Origin of the sequence: Streptomyces sp. NPDC086519, from assembly GCF_040686075.1 — a bacterium.
GTDB classification, from domain to species: domain Bacteria; phylum Actinomycetota; class Actinomycetes; order Streptomycetales; family Streptomycetaceae; genus Streptomyces; species Streptomyces shenzhenensis.
Genome location: NZ_JBFBJL010000062.1, coordinates 36,654 through 53,644 on the forward strand (window position 1 = coordinate 36,654; position 16,991 = coordinate 53,644).

Consider the following 16,991-nt stretch of genomic DNA (forward strand, 5'->3'; position numbering starts at 1 on the left):
CCGGACACAGTCAGCCCCGGACTTCGTTATCAGACGCCTACACGAAGACGCTGAGCACACCCGCCACTGCGAACCCCGCCACCGACAGCACCGACTCCAGCACGGTCCAAGTCCTGAGCGTGTCGCGCTCGCTGATGCCGAAGTACTTGGCGACCATCCAGAAGCCCCCGTCGTTGACGTGCGAGGCGAAGATGGAGCCGGCGGAGATGGACATGATGACGAGGGCGACGAAGGCCTGGGAGTGGTGGCCCTCGGTGAGGAGGGGGGCGACGATACCGGCGGTCGTCACGATCGCCACCGTCGCCGAGCCCTGGGCGACCCGCAGGACCACCGAGATGAGGTACGAGAGGACGATCACCGGGAGGCCGACGCCGTTGAAGGTGTCGGAGAGGGCCTGGGCGACGCCGCTCGCCTTCAGCACCGCGCCGAAGATCCCGCCCGCGCCGACCACCAGCAGGATGTTGCCGACCGGCTTGAGGGACGCGGTCGACACGGTCTCCAGGGACCTGCGGGACCAGCCGCGCCGGATGCCGAGCAGGTAGTAGGCCAGGACCAGGGCGATGGTGAGGGCGACCATCGGCGTGCCGAAGAACTCGAGGACCGAGCGGCCGGTGGAGGGGTCGAGGGCGATCGAGGAGAAGGTCGCGGCGAGGATGAGGACGAGCGGCGTGCCGATGATGGCCAGGACCGTGCCGAGCGGGACCGGCTTCTCCTGGGGCTCGACCCCGGCCGCCCGCTGCTCCGCCACCACCGCCTGCCTGGCCTCCTCCGCCGCCTCGACCATGTCCTGCGGTACGGCGACGAAGATCCGCCTGCCGACCCACGCCGAGTACGCCCACGCGGCCAGCACCGCCGGGATGCCGCAGACGACGCCCATGAGGATGACCCAGCCGAGCTGGACGTTCAGCAGCGCGGCGGCGGCCACCGGGCCGGGGTGCGGCGGCAGGAAGGCGTGGGTCATGGAGAGGCCGGCGAGGAGGGGAAGGCAGTAGAGCAGGATCGACTTGCCGCCGCGTTTGGCCGCCGCGTAGACGAGGGGGGCCAGGACGAAGATGCCGACGTCGAAGAAGACGGGGATGCCGAAGATCAGGCCGGTGAGGCCCATGGCGAGCGGAGCCCGCTTCTCGCCGAAGAGGCCGAGCAGGCGGCCGGCCAACACCTCGGCCCCGCCGCTGACTTCGAGGATCGCACCGAGCATGGTGCCGAGGCCGATGATGATCGCGACATGGCCGAGGATGCCGCCCATGCCGGACTCGACGGTGGAGACGGCGTCGGAGCGCTGGACGGTGCCGAAGAGTTCGGTGACGGACAGTCCGGCGAGCAGGCCGACGGCTATGGAGACGGCGAGGAGGGCCACGAAGGGCTGGAGCCTCGCCTTGATGATGAGGAAGAGGAGCAGGACGATGCCGATGGCGGCGACGGTGAGGAGGCCGGCGGTGCCGTCGAGGAGGAGGAGCAGGCCTCCGGTGTGGGGTGGGGTGGCGGGGGCCGTGGTGGCGGACGCGGCGAGCGGTAGGGACATGTGGGGGTCCTCTGCGTAAGAACATGGTTCGGGGGCTCGGGGGGTGTCCCGCCGAGGGCACAGCCGGGCAGGACGGATCGCGGCATGGCACCCGGCGGGGTGCCATCCCGTGGCGGGACGTGCGGAACGTGCGGGAGTTGGCGAGCCGTCAGCCGAGAACGGCGAGGGCGTCGATCTCGATGAGGAGGCCGGCGGGCAGACCGACGTACACGGTCGTGCGGGCGGCGGGCGGACCGGTGAGGCCCTGCTCCTCGAAGTAGGAGTTGTAGATGCCGTTCATCTCGGCGAAGTGGTCCACGTCCGTCAGATAGACGCGGATCATCATGACGTCGTCCCAGGAGGCGCCGCCCTCCTCCAGGATCGCCTTGACGTTGGCGAGGGTCTGCAGGGTCTGCTCGCGCAGGGTGGGACCGGCCGGGGTCGGGGGCCTGCCCTCCTCGGCGGGCAGGAAGCCGACCTGGCCCGCGACCTGGAGGATGTTGCCCTTGCGGACGCCGTGCGAGAACTTGGCGGGCGGGGTGGTGTGGGTCGTGGGGGTGAGCGCGATCTTCTCGGTCATCGGCTGCCGGCTTCCTTGATCGGTGTTCTGCCTGAGTACTCGCCGCTGATCGCGTCCGCGGTGCGGCGCACCTGCGGGAGCAGGGTGAGGAGTTCGTCGGCGGTGACGACGACGTTGGGCGCGGAGACCGACATCGCGGCGACGACGCGCCCGTCGGCGCCGCGGATCGGTGCGGCCACGCAGTTGATGGACTCCTCGTGGCCGCCGAGGTCGGTGGCCCAGCCCTGTTCGCGCACCTTGGCCAGTTCCCTGAGGAACGCCTCCGCGTTCGGTGTCGAACGGGCCGTGTACATGGGGTAGTCGAGCTTGTCGGCGAGGGCCCGGCGCTCGGGCTCGGGCAGGTCGGCGAGGAGCAGCTTGGCGACGGCGGCGACGGTGATGGCGACGGGCTTGCCGATCCGCGAGTACATGCGCACCGGGTAGCGGCTCTCGACCTTGTCGATGTAGAGGACCTCGCCCTCCTCGAACACGGCGAGGTGCACGGTGTGGCCGCAGGCCGCGTTGAGGCGGGCCAGGTGCGGGTGGGCGATCTCGCGGACGTCGAGGTTCTCCATCGCCTCCTGGGCGAGGGCGAAGAGGCGGGCGCCGAGGCGGTAGCGCTGGTCGGACTGGCGGTAGACGAGCCCGTGTTCGTGGAGGGTGCGCAGCAGCCGCAGCGCGGTCGACTTGTGCACACCGAGGCGGTCGGCGACCTGGCCGAGGTCGGCGGGGCCCTCGGCGAGCAGGGGCAGGATGCTGAGCGCTCGGTCGACGGTCTGGCTCATGGGGTGCGTACCTCCTCTTCGGCCGCGTCGGCTTGCGTCCAGCCGGGGCCGAGTCGAAGTCTCTCCCACCCGGTGGAGTCGAGGGCGGTGAGGCGGTCGGTGGTGTCGCGGCCGGGGGGCGGTGCGAAGTCGGCGGGGGTGGTGAGGGCCGCGGCGGCGAAGAGATGGCCGAGCCTGAGCGAACGCCTGACCGGCAGCCCACGCAGGGTGCCGGAGAGGAAACCGGCGGCAAAGGCGTCCCCCGCGCCGACGGTTGCCACGACGTCGACGGTGGGGGCGGGTTCGAAGGTGCCGGGGGTGGCGGCCGGCCCGAACGCCGTCGCCCCCGCCCCGCCCTGCTTGACCACCAGCACCGCCGGCTCGGGCAGCAGCTCCCGAACGGCCGCCGGTCCGCCCTCCACCCCCCACGCCTGCTCCGCCTCGTCCTCCCCCACGAAAACGATGTCGGCCCGCCGCGCCAGCTCCACCAGCACCTCCGCGCCGCCGGAGCCGATCCACAGGCCCGGCCGGTAGTTGACGTCGAAGGACACCAGCGGCGGCCGCTCCCCGGCGGAAGCCGTCAGCTCGCGCAGCAGCCCCAGGCAGCCCTCCGACAACGCGGCCGTGATCCCCGACAGGTGCAGGATCCGCCCGGCACGCGCCGCCGCCAGGTCCACCGTCCGCGCCGACATCGCGGACGCCGCCGACCCCGCCCGGTAGTAGGCGACCTCGTGTGCGTCGGTCGCCCGGTCCCCCGCCGTACGGAAGTAGACCCCCGTCGGCCGCACCGGATCCCGGACCACGCACGAGACGTCCACGCCGTACGAGGCGACGGTCTCCACCAGGTGGTCGCCGAACCCGTCCGCCCCGACCCGGCTGACCCACCGCGCGGTGTGCCCGGCGGCGGCCAGCGCACCCGCCACGTTGGACTCCGCGCCGCCGACCGCGCGGTCGAAGGACGGTACCTCCGCGAGCCGCCCCGGCCGGGTGGGCAGGAACGTCACCATGGACTCGCCGAGCGCGACGACGTCAACGGCTGCACCGGCGTCCGTGGCGTTCACGATGGTGGTGGCTCCTCGTCGTCCCGGGTCGCTGCGGGCTCCATTGACCCGGCGTTGGCGTGGATGTTAGACAGCGGTACGCGATATACGCAATGGACGTTGCACACCATGCAACCCACCTGATCAGGGAGGCTCCGTGTCCCTCGACACCGGCACCGAAGCGCTCGCCCGCCTCGCGGAGGAACGCGTCGACCACCGCTTCAAGGGCCTCCCCCCGGACGCCGAGGGCCTCACCGTCGGCGAACTGACCGCCCAGCGCCGCAACCTCTTCGAGGACGGCTTCGCGACCCCGGTACTCGCCCTGTCCGCCGAGCGCCTGGAGCACAACCTCGCGCTGATGGAGACGTACACCGAACGGCACGGCCTCGCCTTCGCCCCGCACGGCAAGACCTCCATGGCGCCGCAGTTGTTCCGGCGGCAGACCGAGCGCGGGGCGTGGGGCATCACCCTGGCCGTGCCGCACCAGGTGCGGGTGGCGCGGGCCTTCGGCACCCGGCGGGTCTTCCTCGCGAACGAACTCGTGGACGCCCCGGCGCTGCGCTGGATCGCCGCCGAGCTGGAGCGCGACGCGGACTTCCGGTTCGTCTGTTACGTCGACTCGGTGTGCGGGGTCGAGCTGATGGACGCGGCGCTGAGGCCGACGGGGACCTCGCGCCCCGTGGACGTGGTGGTCGAGCTCGCCGCCGGGGAGGGCGCCCGTACCGGCGTCCGTACGGAGGCGGAATGCGCGGCGGTCGCGGACGCGGTGGCCGGGACGGGGACCCTGCGGCTGGTGGGGGTGGCCGGGTACGAGGGCGAGGTCCCGCAGGCGGACCCGGACCGGGTGCGGGCCTATCTGCGCCGACTGGCCGCCCTCGCCGTCGAGTTCGACAAGGCGGGCCGGTTCGCGGGCCTGACGGAGATCGTGGTGAGCGCGGGTGGCAGCGCATGGTTCGACGCGGTCGCGGACGTGTTCGCCGGGCTGCCCGAACTCTCGCTCCCGGTACTGAAGTTGCTCCGCTCGGGTGCGTACGTCTCGCATGACGACGGCCGCTACCGGGCGGTCACCCCCTTCAACCGGATCCCCGAGGAGGGCGCCCTGGAGCCCGCCTTCCGGCTCTGGGCGCAGATCGTCTCCCGCCCCTCCCCCGAGCAGGCGTTCGCCAACGCGGGCAAGCGCGACGCGGCCTACGACCTCGACCTCCCCTTCGCCCAGGTGATCCGCCGGGCGGGCACCGAGCGCCCGGCGACCGGGGTCTCGGTCACCGGCCTGTCCGACCAGCACGCCTGGCTGCGCACCGGTCCCGAGGCGGACCTGGAGGTCGGGGACTGGATCGGTCTCGGCCTCTCCCACCCGTGCACGTCGTTCGACAAGTGGCAGCTGATCCCGGTCGCCGAGGCGGACGGGACGGTCGTCGACTACATCCGCACGTTCTTCTAGGAGGGGTCGTGGAGCAGCTCGTCATCCGGGACGCGGACGTCGTCGACGGCAGCGGGGATCCCTCCTACCGCGCCGACGTGGTGATCGACGGCGGCCGGATCGTGTCGATCGTCAAGGAGGCCGCGGCGGCGGGCTGCCAGCGCCCGCGCGCGAGGCGCGAGCTGGACGCGGAGGGCCTGGTCCTCGCCCCCGGCTTCATCGACATGCACGCCCACAGCGACCTCGCCCTGCTGCGCGACCCCGACCACAGCGCCAAGGCCGCCCAGGGGGTGACCCTGGAGGTCCTGGGCCAGGACGGGCTGTCGTACGCCCCGGTCGACGACCGCACGCTGGCGGAGGTCCGCACGGCGATCGCCGGCTGGAACGGCTCCGGCGAGGACGTCGACTTCGACTGGCGGTCGGTGGGCGAGTACCTGGACCGCCTCGACCGCGGCATCGCCGTCAACGCGGCCTATCTCATCCCCCAGGGCACGGTGCGCGCGCTCGCCGTCGGCTGGGAGGACCGCGAGGCGACCCCGGCCGAACTGGACCGCATGCGACGGCTGGTGGCCGAGGGCATGGCACAGGGGGCGGTCGGCCTGTCGTCCGGGCTCACGTACACCCCCGGCATGTACGCGGCGGACGCCGAACTGACCGAGCTGTGCCGGGTGGTGGCGGAGTACGGCGGCTACTACTGCCCGCACCACCGCTCGTACGGCGACGGTGCCCTGGAGGCGTACGCCGAGGTGGTGGCCCTGGCCCGGGAGGCGGGCTGCCCCCTCCACCTGGCCCACGCCACCATGAACTTCGGCGTGAACAAGGGCCGGGCCCCCGAGCTGCTGGCCCTCCTCGACGAGGCCCTCGCCGCCGGCGCCGACATCACCCTCGACACCTATCCCTACACCCCCGGCAGCACGACCCTCGCGGCGCTGCTGCCGAGCTGGGCGAACGAGGGCGGCCCGGCGGCGTCCCTCGCCCGCCTCGCGGACGACACGACATCCGAACGCGTCCGCCACCACCTGGAGACCGTCGGCTCCGACGGCTGCCACGGCGTCCCCGTCGAGTGGTACACGATCGAGATCTCGGGCGTGGGCGACCCCGCGCTGGCGGAGTTCGTCGGCCGTACGGTGCAGGAGTCGGCGGACGCCCGCGGGGAGTCCCCCTGGGCGACGGCCCGCGGGCTCCTGCTCACCGACCGCCTGGCCACCACGGTCCTCCAGCACGTCGGCGACGAGGAGAACGTCCGCACGGTCATGCGCCACCCGGTCCACACGGGCGGCTCGGACGGCATCCTCCAGGGCACGAAACCCCACCCGCGCGCCTACGGCACGTTCCCGCACTACCTCGGCCACTACGTAAGGGAGTTGGGCGTCCTCTCCCTGGAGGAGTGCGTCACCCACCTCACCGCCCGCCCCGCGGCCCGGCTACGCCTGCCGGACCGCGGCCTGGTACGCGAGGGCTACCGAGCCGACCTGGTCCTCTTCGACCCCGAGACGGTGGCGGCGGGCTCGACCTTCGAGCACCCCCGCCGCCTGCCCACGGGTATCCCGCACGTCCTGGTCGACGGCCGCTTCGTGATCGAGGACGGCCGCAGAACCGACGAACTGGCGGGACGTTCGGTCCGCCGCGAGCCGTGACGCGCCCCCGAGGGGCGCGGGGCTCTGTCGATGTGCGGCTGCCTGCCGCCGCGTGGGCGCGACCAGCCCCCACCCCGCGCGCCCGAAGACGGCGCACCCAGCGGAGCGCTGCCTACGGCTTGGGCAGGGTGCAACCACTCGCACTCAGGTTCAGCACGTTCCCCGTCGTGAAGCAAGCCGGAATGATGTACGTCTCCTCGGCGTAGTTGATCCCCTGCCGCACCGTGACGTTCCCGTTCGCGTCCACCTCGCACGGGTTGTCGACGGTGCACGTCTCACCGTTCTCGTTGCCCGTGTTGTTGACGGCGACGACCTGGCCCGTGCTGGTGTCGACCACCGGCGACCCCGACGTTCCCCCGATCGTGTTGCACGCGGAGGTGTAGCGGACCGAGTCCTTCCAGGTCCAGTCGCCCTCCTTCAGCCGGTACACGAACCCGTCGATGTTGCAGCTGTAGATCGTCTTCCAGTAGCCGGAGACGACCTTGATGGCGGTGCCGGCGACGGGGTGGTCGGCGCTGACGGTCAGCGGGCTGATGCCGTAGGAGCTCTTGATCGCCGCGTACGTCGTGGTGGTGCGGTAGATCGTGATGTCCGTGTCGGTCATCGTCGAGTAGACGACCTGGTTGGCGCGGAGCGTGGCGACCTTGGTGCCGGAGGAGTTCAGCAGACCGAAGGTACGGCTGGAGGACTGGCCGGTGATGACCTCGCCGGGGCTCGGGAAGCCGGTCTCCAGGCAGTGGCCGTTGGTGAGGACCAGTGCGGGGTCGCTGTCCGCGGAGTTCGGGAAGCGGATGACGGAGCCGGAACAGTTGCTCAGCGAGACGGTGCCCGCGAAGTTGACGGTCACCGCAGCGGCCTTGGCCGTCCGCGGCGCGGCGACCGCCGGTGCCACCCCCATCCCGGTGATGGCCAGGGAGGCGAGCGCGGCGACGAGAGGCTTGTTCATGTGGGGTCCCCTCTATACGACGAGGTGACCGGAGATCTTCCGGCCACCCACTTTTTTGTCATGCACATTCTCATGACAAGAGTCCGCGCGGGCAAGGCTTTGTTTCCGGACGGCATGGTGGCGCGAACCCGCGCCGGTGGAGTGCGCCGCGCACAAAGGGGCTCATCGGGGGCAACGAACGGAACTGCACGACTTGAGCCGTTGGGGCTTCCCGACACGGATGACGACGAACTGCCGCGCCTGGTAGGCCGGTTGCACCGAACCTCGCCGACCTGGACGTGACCGGAACACGGCTGTCCCCCTCCACCGAGGCCCCGCCACCGGGTTCGAAGAGCGGGAACCCGGTCGCCACCGGGGCGCTCGCCGTCACGGCCGCCTGTCCCACCCCGCGCCGGGCGTTCCCTCTCCCCGGCAGCCGGCTCGAGAACCGCCCCCTGCCGCGGCAACCGCTGCTGTCACAGCGGGCGGTTCCCGCCCGGCGCCGAAGGTGCCGGGAGCGCCAGCGCCGGACCGGCGGAGTCCGAGGGTGCCCCTCCGCCTTGCGACCGCGCGCTCCCCCATCGCCCCGCTCGGGTCGGCCGACAGGGCGCCGTGAGTCAGGCCGGCCCGGTCCGGACGGCAGGCCCTAGTGGGACCGGCCGCCGCCCCTGCCGTGCCCCGAGCCGCGTCCGCCGCCCGTGGGAGCCGGGGTCGTGGTGGCGGTCGGCGACGGTGCCGTGCTCGTCCCGCGGGTCGCGGTCGGCGAAGCGCCGGCCGCGGCGCTCGCCGGCGCGGTGGACCGGGCCGGCGGCGACGTCGCGGCCGGTGCGGCCGACGTCGGCGTGGAGGCGGCGGCCGCGGTGCGCGGGCTCTGCTCGGGTGCCGCCGCGGCCGAGGACTCGCCGGCCGTGCGCTTCGTACGGTCCTGGCCGCCCGGAAGGCCGTCGCTCGACGAGGAGGAGGAAGAGGAGAAGGGCAGACCGGCGATCAGCGCGAGCGCGGACGCGGCGCCCACCGCTCCCACCGCGGCCACCACGTACTTCCCGCGCCGGCCGTGGGCGCCGCGGGCCGCGCGCCGCCGGTCCGCCCGGCCCGGCCCTGGCGCGGCGGGGGCGACCCGGGGCAGTTCGCGCGTCTCGTCGTAGGCGTTGAGCCAGCCGTGCGCGGCCGCCGGGTCCCGGTACCCCTCGTAGGCGGGGGCCGGTTCACCCTCAGGTCGGTAGACGCTCGGCGCCGCGGTCTCGTCCTCGTCTCGTCTCGGCATGGACGCGGATTCTAGGGAGGGAAGAGGTCTTTGAGACAGCTACCGGCGATAACAGGCTAAATCGACGGACCTCACCCCGGTCCCGTCTGTCCCCCACACGTGTCTCACGTGGTGGAAAACACGAGCCGACGGGCGTTACCGCACCGTAAGCTCACGGGCATGCAGGTGATCCAGTCGACCAAGCTCGCCAACGTCTGTTACGAGATCCGGGGTCCGGTTCTCGAGGAGGCGATGCGGCTTGAGGCGGCGGGGCACCGCATCCTCAAGCTCAACACCGGCAACCCGGCCGCCTTCGGCTTCGAGTGCCCCCCGGAGATCCTGGAGGACATCCTCCGCAACGTCTCCACGGCGCACGGCTACGGCGACGCGAAGGGCCTGCTGGCCGCCCGGCGCGCGGTCGTCATGCACAACCAGACCATCGGCATCGAGACCGACGTCGAGCACGTCTTCATCGGCAACGGCGTCTCCGAGCTGATCGTGATGGCGATGCAGGGGCTCCTGGACGACGGGGACGAGGTGCTCGTACCGGCCCCGGACTACCCGCTGTGGACGGCCGCGGTCTCGCTCGCCGGCGGTACGGCCGTGCACTACCGCTGCGACGAGCAGTCGGACTGGATGCCCGACCTCGCCGACATCGAGCGCAAGGTCTCCGACCGCACCAAGGCGATCGTCATCATCAACCCGAACAACCCGACGGGCGCGGTGTACGACGAGGCGATGCTGCGCGGGCTGACCGACGTCGCCCGCCGCCACAACCTGCTCGTCTGCTCGGACGAGATCTACGACAAGATCCTCTACGACGACGCCACGCACACGCCGACCGCCGCCGTCGCCCCGGACCTGCTGACGCTCACCTTCAACGGCATGTCGAAGGCGTACCGGGTGGCCGGCTACCGGGTCGGCTGGATGTCCATCTCCGGGCCCCGGGCGCACGCCGACTCCTACATCGAGGGCCTGACGATCCTCGCGAACATGCGGCTGTGCGCGAACATGCCCGGTCAGCACGGAGTGGTGGCCGCGCTCAGCGGGCGCCAGACGATCAACGACCTCGTCCTGCCGGGCGGGCGGCTGAAGGAGCAGATGGACCTCGCCCACGACCTGCTCACCCAGATCCCGGGCGTGAGCTGCGTCCGCCCCAAGGGCGCGCTGTACCTCTTCCCGCGGCTCGACCCCCAGGTCTTCAAGATCAAGGACGATCGGCAGATGGTCCTGGACCTGCTGCGGCGGGAGAAGATCATGGTCGTGCAGGGCAGCGGCTTCAACTGGCCGGAGACGGACCACTTCCGGGTGGTGACCCTGCCGACGGTCGGGGACCTGCGGGACGCGATCACCCGGATCGGGCGGTTCCTGGACGGGTACGGCCAGCCGTAGACGGCCGCCGGACCAGCGCTCGCGACCCGGATCAACTTTAGACGAAATCTAAGCTAGGATGGCTTCCTGTCAGAACACTGGAGGCCATCTCCCATGTACGAACCGATCCGCACCAAGTCGGTCCACAGCACGATGGCCGACGCGCCTTCCGACTTCCCGCACCGGACGCGCGAGGAGGAACTGGACATCCAGCTCGCCGGGCACCTCGCGGCACTGCTCGCCGTCACCGACGAGCTGCGCGCGCTCACGCCGTCCACCGACCTCGACGCCGCCGCGACCCGGCTGGCCGAGCAGGTGGCCCGGCTGCGGGGCGGACATGCGCCGGTCCGCGCGTCGCTGACGGCGGTCCAGGAGCCGGCCGCGCTCCACGAGCGTGCGCACGCGCTCGCCGGCCGCGCCCTGGTGGTCGCGGCGTCCCGCGCGGACACCGCGGCGGCGATCCTCGCGGCGGAGCGCATGGACGCACACGCGGCGGCCCGGGAACTGAGCGGCGCCGCCCACTGACCCCGTCCGGGGTTCCCGAACGGCCCCGGTCCGCGCGCTCCCGCAGCGACGCGCGGACCGGGCGCCACCACTTCGCGACGGCGCCGCCTCCCCGGCCTCCCGCCGCCGCTCCCCTCCGACGCGGGCATTCGGGTGGTCTGCCCACCCCAACCGCCTGCCGGACAACGACGGCGTCCGCTGTCACTCGTAGCGTCTACGGAAGTGACGGTGGTTCGGCTCCGGCCCCGTCGGCACGTCCACGGTCTTCTCGGCGCCGGCCTCCCCAGAGGGTTCCAGCGAACAGGGAGCAGCAGATGACGTCGACCGCGACCCCGAGGTTCTCCGTCTTCACCCCCAGCCACCAGGCCCGTTTCCTCGACGAGTGCCTCGCGACCCTACAGGCGCAGACCTGTCCGGACTGGGAGTGGATCGTCCTGCTCAACAACGGCGCCCGGTGGCGGCCGGAGCGCCCGGACGACCGGGTCCGGGTGGAGATCGCGGACGACGCCGTGGGGGTCGGAGCGGCCAAACGCCGGGCCTGTGAACTGGCTCGCGGCGAGATCCTCGTCGAACTCGACCACGACGACCTGCTGGCGAAAGCGTGTCTGGCCGAACTCGGCACGGCGTTCGACGAGCATCCGGAGGCCGTCCTGGTCTACAGCAACACCGCGCAGATCACCGCGGACGGGAAGCGGGACGACAGTCGCTTCAACGAGGCGCACGGCTGGCACTACGAGGACGTGCGGGTCGACGGCCGCAAACTGCTCCAGGTCAGGTCCATGGCCCCGACCCCGCACAACGTCTCGTACATCTGGTACGCCCCGAACCACGTCAGGGCCTTCCGCAAGGACGCCTACGACAAGGCCGGGGGGTACGACGCCACCCGCACCGTCCTGGACGACCAGGACCTGATGTGCCGTCTCTTCCACGTGGGCGACTTCCACCACATCCCCCGCTGCCTCTACCTCCAGCGGATGCATCCCGCGAACACCCAGCGCGACCCGGAGATCAACGCGCACATCCAGCGCGAGACCGTCGCCCTGTACGACAAGTACATCGAGGCCAACGCCCTGGCCTGGACCTACCGCAGAGGCCTGATCGCGCTGGACCTCGGCGCGGCCCGCCGCAAGCCCCCCGGCTACGTGGGTGTGGACAAGCAGCCGGGCGAGGGGGTCGACATCGTGGCGACCCTGCCGGACCGGCTGGACCTGCCCGACGACTCCGTCGGCCTGGTGCGCGCGGTGAACTTCCTGGAGCACGTCCCCGAGAAGGTGCCGCTGATCAACGAGCTGTACCGGCTGCTGGCACCCGGCGGCATGCTCCTCACCACGACTCCCAGCACCGACGGCCGCGGCGCGTACCAGGACCCGAGTCACGTCGCGTACTACAACGAGAACTCGTTCTGGTACTACACCGACGACCAGTACCGCACGTTCGTGCCCGACCTCAAGGCGAGATTCCAGAGTTCGCGGCTGGTCACGGTCTTCCCGTCCGAGTGGCACAGCGAGAAGAACATCTCCTACGTGGTCGCCAACCTCATCGCCACGAAGGACGGCGCGGCGCGCTGCGGCGGACCGCTGCTGGTCTAGACTAGGGGCTGCCCCCGGGCCGAAGCCCAGGGACAGCCCCCGCGCGGCTTACGGCGTCGCGCAGACCACGAAGGCCGTGATCGGCTGGGTGGCGACGCTGGTGGTGGCCGTCCAGCTGGTGGGCGGGCTGCCGTTCGGGTTGCTGGAGATCACACCGTCGGCGGTGGTGGTGGTGTATCCGCCCCCGGTGACGAAGTCACCGGGGTGGCAGGACGCGGTCGCCAAGCCCGTGCCGGAGGCGGTGACGACGTAGGTGCTGGTCACCGTACCCTGAGCACCCTGCGCACCTTGGGCACCCTGAGCACCCTGAGCTCCCTGCACGCCCTGAGCTCCCTGCACGCCCTGAGCTCCTTGCACGCCCTGGGCACCCTGAGCTCCCTGGGCACCCTGAGCTCCCTGCGCACCTTGGGCGCCCTGCGCGCCCTGAGCACCCTGAGCTCCCTGAGCACCCTGAGCTCCCTGAGCACCCTGCGCGCCCTGAGCACCTTGAGGGCCACGGGGGCCCTGCGGGCCCTGCGGACCCTGCGGACCCTGGTGGCCCTGCGGACCCTGGTGGCCCTCGGGGCCCATGGGACCAGGGCCGGCCACCGGCGCCGCGCCTTCGTCGCCGGCCCTGCGGATCGCGTCCGCGATGGCCGCACCGGACACATCGTGCGTGCCCAGCTGCTTCAGGACGATGCCGGCGTCGGGCCTGTGCGACGCGTCAGCGACCGCCATGGCACTCGGGGCGATGCTGAGTGCCACTGCGGCTGCGCCGGTCGACACCAGGGTGGCGGACTTCAGGCGCGCTATTCGACTCGTTCTACGACTCAAGGTAATTCTCCTGATGGATCGGGAGGGGGAATGACAGCGGGCGCACACTCCGTGCGTCCGAATCGGCCGCTTTCCATGTCCCCTCGGCAGACGACGTTATCGTTGCGAAAAAACGATTACTGGTCGACTCGAGCCATTTTCAGAATCACCCGACTGGCAGAATGGAAGCCGTTTTCTTAGGCCTTTACGGTTACCTCTGTCACCCGTTTCGCCGTCCCTCCAATGAATCGGCGACTTCCTCGCCGAAGAGAAACAGGCCGAGGCCATCGCGCCGGGTGTCCGCCACGGACGGCATCGCACGCGTTCACACCAGCAGGAGACCACCGCACCGTTCGGCGCCGTCCTTCATCGCGATCAGGTTGGCCACCACGTAGGAGATCTGGTTCCTGGAGTGCCAGTCGGTCGGGTAGCAGGTGACCATCCGCGAGCTCTGGAACCGGGCCTGGATCTCCGGCACGAAGGCGCGGTACTGGTTGTTGGTGTAGTACCAGAACGAGTTCTCGTTGTAGTAGGCGACATGCGTCGGGTCCTGGTAGGCACCCCTGCCGTCGGAGCTGGGTGTGAAGGTGAGGAGCATGCCACCCGGTGCCAGCAGGCGGTACAGCTCGTTGATCAGTGGAATCTTCTCGGGGACGTGCTCCAGGAAGTCCACCGCACGGAGCACACCGACCGAGTCATCAGGAAGGTCCAGCGGCTCGGGCAGCCTCGCGACGATGTCGACGCCGTCCATGGGACGCTGGTCCACTCCCAGGTAACCGGGCGGCTTGCGGTGCGCGGCGCCGAGGTCCAGCGCGAGCAGGCCGCGCCGCCTGGTCCAGGCCAGCGCGTTGGCCTCGATGTACTTGTCGTACAGGGCCACGGTCTCGCGCTGGATGTGCGCGTTGATCTCGCTGTCGCGCTGGGTGTTGTCGGGGTGCAGCCGTTGCAGGTACAGGCAGCGCGGGATCCGGTGGAAGTCACCCGCCTGGAAGAGACGGCACATCAGGTCCTGGTCGTCCAGCACGGTGCGGGTGGCGTCGTACCCACCGACCTGTTCGTAGGTGTCCCTGCGGAACGCCCGCACATGGTTCGGGGCGTACCAGATGTACGAGACGTTGTGCGGCGTCGGTGCCATGGCGACGGACTGCAGGAACCGGCGACCGTCGACGTCCACTTCCTCGTACTGCCAGCCGTGCGCCTCGTTGAACCGCGTGTCGTCCCGGCTTCCGTCCTCGGTGATCTGGGCGGTGTTGCTGTAGGCGAAGACGATGTCGGGATTCTCGTCGAAGGCCTTGGCGAGTTCCGCCAGGCAGTCCTTCGCCAGCAGGTCGTCGTGGTCGAGCTCGACGAGGATCTCGCCGCGGGCCAGTTCACAGGTGCGGCGCTTGGCCGCTCCCACTCCCCGGATGTCGTCCGCGATCTCCACCCGGACACGCTCGTCGGGGTGTTCCGGCCGCCATCGCGCGCCGCTGTTGAGGAGGACGATCCACTCCCAGTCCGAACGCGTCTGCGCCTGTAGGGTCGTGAGGCACTCGTCCAGGAAACGCGGCCGGTGGCTGGGGGTGAAGACAGAGAACTTCGGGGTCGGGGAAGAGATCATCTCTCGGTACCTGTCTGAGTTGCTGTCGATGCTGCGCTCGCGGAATCCCGGAACCGTTCCGGGACGAGCTGCTGGAGCGACGGGTCAGCGTGGGCGGCGAGACCGAAGGCGTTCTCGGCCTCGTCGTCACGGCCTTTCCGCTCCAGGGCCTGTCCAAGGTGCAGATAGGCCGTGGCGGCCTTGGGATCGGCGTCCACAATGCGCCGGAGGATCGCGATCGCCTGATCGGTGTCGGTCGGCTCAAGCAGGATCGCCTTGTTGTAAAGGGCTGATTCGAAACCCGGATCGATCTTCAGGGCGTGGTCGTAGGCCGCGCGGGCGTCGGCCGTCCTGTTCTCGTGCTGGGCGACGACGCCGAGGTTGTACCAGGCGAACTTGTTGGCGGGCTGACGGCTCAGGACCTCTCTGAAGCTTCTCGTCGCCCCGGAGAAATCCTTGTTCTCGCCCTGCCTGATGCCCGCCTGGAGCAGGTCCTCCGTCTCGCGGCCGGGCGTGGCCGCGGATGATGTGGACCCCGACGCGGTCGCGGGTGTCTCCGACAGGTCTTCTGCGGGCAGGTGAAGCCAGCCGTTCACCGCGTTGGCCACGACGAGCGTCGCAGCAAGCCCGGTCCACAGGACCATCCGCTTTCTCACTGGAACCAACCTCCCCGATCCGTTAGCGCGGCCAGGCAGGCCGACAGGGGCAAGCAGGGCGGGGCGGGGCGGACGGTGCCCCGGGGAACGCCGTCGCTCGGTGTTGCCGTGAGCATCGGCCGGCCGGGCATGAGTCTCACGGTCCGGGGGGTCACGGCGTGCATACCGCGTACACGGTGATGGAGCGCGCGGTGTCCGCCGTCACCTGCCAGCCGGTGGCCGGTGAACCGACCGGGCGGTCAATGAGGACGTTGTTGCTGCCCAGCGCCGTCGTGTCCAGGTAACCGCCGCCTACGGCGAAGGTGCCGGCAGGACACAGGACGGTGGCGTTGCCCGTGGTGGTGGTGGCCGTGACGACCGTGCTCTGCGCCCCGGCTTTCGTGCCCTGGGCCCCCTGAGCGCCTTGGGCTCCCTGGAGGCCGGTGCTGCCTTGGCTGCCCTGGGTCCCGGTGTTGCCCTGAGGACCCTGCGTTCCCTGAACTCCCTGCGGGCCGGCACTGCCTTGGCTGCCCTGGGTTCCGGTGTTGCCCTGAACACCCTGAGCACCGGTGCTGCCCTGAACACCCTGAGCTCCCGTACCACCCTGGAACCCCTGGGGCCCGGCCGCCCCTTGGAATCCCTGATGGCCCTGCACGCCCTGCGCCCCGGTGTTGCCTTGCGTGCCCTGGGCCCCGGTGCTGCCCTGCGTGCCCTGGGTTCCGGTGTTGCCCTGAACACCCTGAGCCCCGGTATCGCCCTGAGCACCTTGCGCTCCAGTACCACCTTGAGCACCCTGCACACCGGTATCGCCCTGGAACCCCTGCACGCCGGCATCACCCTGGAAACCCTGATGGCCCTGCACGCCCTGCGCCCCGGTACTACCTTGCGCGCCCTGAGCGCCGTTATTGCCCTGAGCACCCTGAGCCCCGATCTCACCCTGAGCACCCTGCGCACCGAGACCACCCTGGACACCTTGAGCTCCGGTGTGACCCTGGGACCCCTGACTGCCCTGCGTCCCCTGAGTGCCCTGCTCGCCCTGCGCGCCCTGGACGCCGGCGCTGCCCTGCTCGCCCTGGTTGCCTTGACTGCCTTGACTTCCCTGGGCCCCGGTGGCGCCCTCGCTGCCCTGGGCTCCGGTGGCACCCTGGCTGCCCTGGGCTCCGGTCTCCCCCTGACTGCCCTGGGTTCCCTGGACGCCGGTGCTCCCCTGAAAGCCCTGGCTGCCCTGCACGCCCTGCGCGCCGATATCGCCCTGGCTGCCCTGGGATCCGGTGTCCCCCTGGCTGCCCTGGCTGCCCGGCGCCCCGGTCTCGCCCTGGAACCCCTGAGTCCCGATGTCGCCCTGCGGCCCCTGGACCCCGGCACCGCCCTGGAAACCCTGAGTGCCCTGGAACCCCTGACTGCCCTGACTGCCCTGCACCCCCGTCTCACC

At 70.9% G+C, this 16,991-nt stretch carries 16 protein-coding genes and 1 pseudogene; 6 read left to right on the forward strand and 11 right to left on the reverse strand.

Features of this window, described 5'->3' with window-relative positions; translation table 11 throughout:
* Window positions 1-37: 37 nt before the first annotated feature.
* From AB0P24_RS38285 to AB0P24_RS38300, 4 genes are all read right to left on the reverse strand, one after another.
* The gene (locus AB0P24_RS38285; protein ID WP_365802318.1) at window positions 38-1,522 is read right to left on the reverse strand and encodes a gluconate:H+ symporter; all 1,485 of its coding nucleotides are present in this window, start codon (window positions 1,520-1,522) and stop codon (window positions 38-40) included.
* Between the two features lie 148 nt (window positions 1,523-1,670).
* Window positions 1,671-2,081 (reverse strand): RidA family protein, encoded by a 411-nt coding sequence (locus AB0P24_RS38290; RefSeq protein WP_365802320.1) that lies wholly within the window; start codon window positions 2,079-2,081, stop codon window positions 1,671-1,673.
* Window positions 2,078-2,845, reverse strand: a complete 768-nt coding sequence (locus AB0P24_RS38295; protein WP_365802322.1) for an IclR family transcriptional regulator — start codon at window positions 2,843-2,845, stop codon at window positions 2,078-2,080. The genes AB0P24_RS38290 and AB0P24_RS38295 overlap by 4 nt, the downstream gene beginning before the upstream one ends.
* Window positions 2,842-3,885, reverse strand: a complete 1,044-nt coding sequence (locus AB0P24_RS38300; protein ID WP_365802324.1) for a sugar kinase — start codon at window positions 3,883-3,885, stop codon at window positions 2,842-2,844. Before AB0P24_RS38300 ends, AB0P24_RS38295 begins: the two co-directional genes overlap by 4 nt.
* A gap of 136 nt (window positions 3,886-4,021) precedes the next feature.
* Between AB0P24_RS38300 and AB0P24_RS38305 the strand changes: the two genes are divergently transcribed.
* Both AB0P24_RS38305 and AB0P24_RS38310 read left to right on the forward strand, forming a co-directional pair.
* Window positions 4,022-5,305, forward strand: a complete 1,284-nt coding sequence (locus tag AB0P24_RS38305; protein WP_365802326.1) for an amino acid deaminase — start codon at window positions 4,022-4,024, stop codon at window positions 5,303-5,305.
* Window positions 5,306-5,313: 8 nt separating this feature from the next.
* Window positions 5,314-6,921 carry a D-aminoacylase gene (locus AB0P24_RS38310; protein WP_365802328.1) on the forward strand — a complete coding sequence of 536 codons (1,608 nt, stop codon included), beginning with the start codon at window positions 5,314-5,316 and terminating at the stop codon, window positions 6,919-6,921.
* A 112-nt stretch (window positions 6,922-7,033) separates the two neighbouring features.
* Here the strand turns inward: AB0P24_RS38310 and AB0P24_RS38315 are convergent, their stop codons facing one another.
* On the reverse strand, window positions 7,034-7,867 hold the full coding sequence (locus AB0P24_RS38315; protein WP_365802330.1) for a trypsin-like peptidase domain-containing protein: 834 nt from the start codon (window positions 7,865-7,867) through the stop codon (window positions 7,034-7,036).
* A gap of 625 nt (window positions 7,868-8,492) precedes the next feature.
* Window positions 8,493-9,110: a hypothetical protein gene (locus AB0P24_RS38320; RefSeq protein ID WP_365802332.1), complete on the reverse strand. Its 618-nt coding sequence runs from the start codon at window positions 9,108-9,110 to the stop codon at window positions 8,493-8,495.
* A 159-nt stretch (window positions 9,111-9,269) separates the two neighbouring features.
* Here AB0P24_RS38320 and AB0P24_RS38325 point away from each other — a divergent pair, with 159 nt between their 5' ends.
* The 3 genes from AB0P24_RS38325 (at window position 9,270) to AB0P24_RS38335 (ending at window position 12,553) form a co-directional block, all read left to right on the forward strand.
* Window positions 9,270-10,481, forward strand: coding sequence for a pyridoxal phosphate-dependent aminotransferase (locus AB0P24_RS38325; RefSeq protein WP_365802334.1), 1,212 nt, complete (start codon window positions 9,270-9,272; stop codon window positions 10,479-10,481).
* Window positions 10,482-10,574: 93 nt separating this feature from the next.
* Window positions 10,575-10,985, forward strand: coding sequence for a hypothetical protein (locus AB0P24_RS38330; protein ID WP_365802336.1), 411 nt, complete (start codon window positions 10,575-10,577; stop codon window positions 10,983-10,985).
* Between the two features lie 293 nt (window positions 10,986-11,278).
* On the forward strand, window positions 11,279-12,553 hold the full coding sequence (locus AB0P24_RS38335) for a glycosyltransferase (RefSeq protein ID WP_365802338.1): 1,275 nt from the start codon (window positions 11,279-11,281) through the stop codon (window positions 12,551-12,553).
* A 48-nt stretch (window positions 12,554-12,601) separates the two neighbouring features.
* Here the strand turns inward: AB0P24_RS38335 and AB0P24_RS38340 are convergent, their stop codons facing one another.
* The 5 genes from AB0P24_RS38340 to AB0P24_RS38360 all read right to left on the reverse strand — a co-directional run bounded on the left by AB0P24_RS38340 (window position 12,602) and on the right by AB0P24_RS38360 (window position 16,385).
* The gene (locus tag AB0P24_RS38340; protein ID WP_365802340.1) at window positions 12,602-12,817 is read right to left on the reverse strand and encodes a hypothetical protein; all 216 of its coding nucleotides are present in this window, start codon (window positions 12,815-12,817) and stop codon (window positions 12,602-12,604) included.
* Entirely contained in the window at window positions 12,814-13,050 is a 237-nt protein-coding gene (locus tag AB0P24_RS38345) for a hypothetical protein (protein WP_365802342.1), read from the reverse strand. The genes AB0P24_RS38340 and AB0P24_RS38345 overlap by 4 nt, the downstream gene beginning before the upstream one ends.
* 620 nt (window positions 13,051-13,670) lie before the next feature.
* A complete protein-coding gene (locus tag AB0P24_RS38350; RefSeq protein ID WP_365802344.1) occupies window positions 13,671-14,945 on the reverse strand; it encodes a glycosyltransferase in 1,275 nt (424 codons plus the stop codon).
* A complete protein-coding gene (locus tag AB0P24_RS38355) occupies window positions 14,942-15,568 on the reverse strand; it encodes a tetratricopeptide repeat protein (RefSeq protein WP_365802346.1) in 627 nt (208 codons plus the stop codon). Before AB0P24_RS38355 ends, AB0P24_RS38350 begins: the two co-directional genes overlap by 4 nt.
* Before the next feature lie 163 nt (window positions 15,569-15,731).
* Entirely contained in the window at window positions 15,732-16,385 is a 654-nt protein-coding gene (locus AB0P24_RS38360; protein WP_365802348.1) for a hypothetical protein, read from the reverse strand.
* On the opposite strand from AB0P24_RS38360, the pseudogene AB0P24_RS38365 reads away from it, so the two are divergent.
* A pseudogene (locus AB0P24_RS38365) lies at window positions 16,344-16,991 on the forward strand (hypothetical protein); the annotation flags it as partial. The gene AB0P24_RS38360 and the pseudogene AB0P24_RS38365 sit on opposite strands and share 42 nt — an antisense overlap.

Coding starts and splice junctions, on each gene's coding strand:
- AB0P24_RS38285 (WP_365802318.1), bottom strand. CDS start 1,522: ATGTCCCTACCGCTCGCCGCGTCCGCCACCACGGCCCCCGCCACCCCA.
- AB0P24_RS38290 (WP_365802320.1), bottom strand. CDS start 2,081: ATGACCGAGAAGATCGCGCTCACCCCCACGACCCACACCACCCCGCCC.
- AB0P24_RS38295 (WP_365802322.1), bottom strand. CDS start 2,845: ATGAGCCAGACCGTCGACCGAGCGCTCAGCATCCTGCCCCTGCTCGCC.
- AB0P24_RS38315 (WP_365802330.1), bottom strand. CDS start 7,867: ATGAACAAGCCTCTCGTCGCCGCGCTCGCCTCCCTGGCCATCACCGGG.
- AB0P24_RS38320 (WP_365802332.1), bottom strand. CDS start 9,110: ATGCCGAGACGAGACGAGGACGAGACCGCGGCGCCGAGCGTCTACCGA.
- AB0P24_RS38325 (WP_365802334.1), top strand. CDS start 9,270: ATGCAGGTGATCCAGTCGACCAAGCTCGCCAACGTCTGTTACGAGATC.
- AB0P24_RS38330 (WP_365802336.1), top strand. CDS start 10,575: ATGTACGAACCGATCCGCACCAAGTCGGTCCACAGCACGATGGCCGAC.
- AB0P24_RS38335 (WP_365802338.1), top strand. CDS start 11,279: ATGACGTCGACCGCGACCCCGAGGTTCTCCGTCTTCACCCCCAGCCAC.
- AB0P24_RS38350 (WP_365802344.1), bottom strand. CDS start 14,945: ATGATCTCTTCCCCGACCCCGAAGTTCTCTGTCTTCACCCCCAGCCAC.
- AB0P24_RS38355 (WP_365802346.1), bottom strand. CDS start 15,568: ATGGTCCTGTGGACCGGGCTTGCTGCGACGCTCGTCGTGGCCAACGCG.